Here is a 1,447-nt window from a genome sequence, read left to right on the forward strand (position 1 = left end):
CCCTCGCGGAAGCGGTGCCATCGAAAGCGCCATGCGCCGCGTCATCAACCTGCGCATGAAGAGCAATGCCAAGTTCTGGAAGCAGCAAAACGCCGAAGGCATGATCCTGCTACGCAGCTACCTCAAGGCAGGGCGTTTCGACGACCTCATCAACTGGTCCATCGCCGCCGCCGCTCCTTGGTGCCCAGATAATGACATTCCATCCCTCATCAGCGAGGTGTCTTGATGGGCCCCTTTGCGTCACCGCGCCCCCTGTGGTTCCGAGGCCATCCAGTGGCAGATCATACGCTTGTTCCATCGTTGCTGCGTTACAAAGCGAACGCGCAGCTAGAGTTTGAATTGCAGCAGCGCTTCAGGCAGCGCGGTTTCTCGTGGCTTGGCGGTTTGGATCAGCACCAGCTAGCTTCGGTCATGCAGCACCACGGTGCTCCAACGCGGCTCCTGGACTGGACCGAAAACTCGCTGGCAGCTCTCTTCTTCGCCACCCGTGACCACCAATACCTGGATCAAGACGAGGACAGCTTGGTCTGGGTGCTCCAGCCCTCGGCACTTGTTACCGACGGTGTGATTCGCCAACTAGGCTGTCACAACTGCAATACGATCTCTCCAGTGTACGCCGATGCTGTTTCACCGAGAGTCACTGCCCAACATGGATGTTTTACGGTGCACACCTTCGAGCAACCAGACCTCCGGGAACTCGCGACCAACAGGGCCACAGTTCGGCCCTTTCTTGCTGACATCCGAATTCCCGCGGCGCGAAGACGTCAAATCCGTCATGAACTCATGACGGCGTTCGGAGTGGGGGATGCGACGCTTTTCCCCGGCCCTGACGGCCTTGCACAGGAGCTGCGACGATTGTACGGCCTGGAGGGTCTTGGTTAACGTAGCCCAGTCCGTCCGTCTCATTCGCCTTTGCGGGCAGAAGGTCGATCGTTACCGAGACGCCAAGCAATGGAGGCCCTGAGCCGCTAGGACGCAGATTGTGCAACTAAGCCTCCGGGCGAGGCGGAGCGTTGCCCCAGCATTGCACCTGTCGATCTGAAGCTCGCACGCCACACGTGTAGCCTGCGCCCGCGCTCACACTGGTGAAGGCGATCCCAGCCGGCGGAGTGGACTGGCCCTCCGAGTCAGCGCCCCAACACTGTACTTGGCTATCCCTTGCCCTCACCCCACACGCGTGATTCATCCCTGCACTAATACTGCGGAAGACCACATCGGCCGGGGGTTTCGACGCGCTGATGTCCAGACCCCAGCACTGCACTCGACCATCTGAGATCCGCACCCCACACGCGTAGCCGTCGCCAGCACTCACACTATTGAAGGTAGCAGCGGTAGGCGACGGAGTGAAGAGGCTCTCGATCTCGGCTTTCAGTTTGACCCTGGGATACTTGTTACCGATCGTGTCAAGTCGCGTCTATTCGGCGCTGTGAAATGGGGCTGGTCCCAC

Annotated in this window: 2 protein-coding genes; both read left to right on the plus strand. The window is 59.8% G+C overall.

From position 1 onward, the window contains the following. Positions 1–226 (plus strand): hypothetical protein (locus MJD61_12280; GenBank protein ID MCG8556046.1); only part of this gene is annotated, 226 nt, incomplete at its 5' end. 74 nt (positions 227–300) lie between these two features. Then, complete coding sequence (locus MJD61_12285) at positions 301–882, plus strand: FRG domain-containing protein (GenBank protein ID MCG8556047.1); 582 nt, start codon at positions 301–303, stop codon at positions 880–882. Positions 883–1,447: the final 565 nt, after the last annotated feature.

The sequence above is a fragment of the Pseudomonadota bacterium genome (assembly GCA_022361155.1).
Classification (GTDB): domain Bacteria; phylum Myxococcota_A; class Polyangia; order Polyangiales; family JAKSBK01; genus JAKSBK01.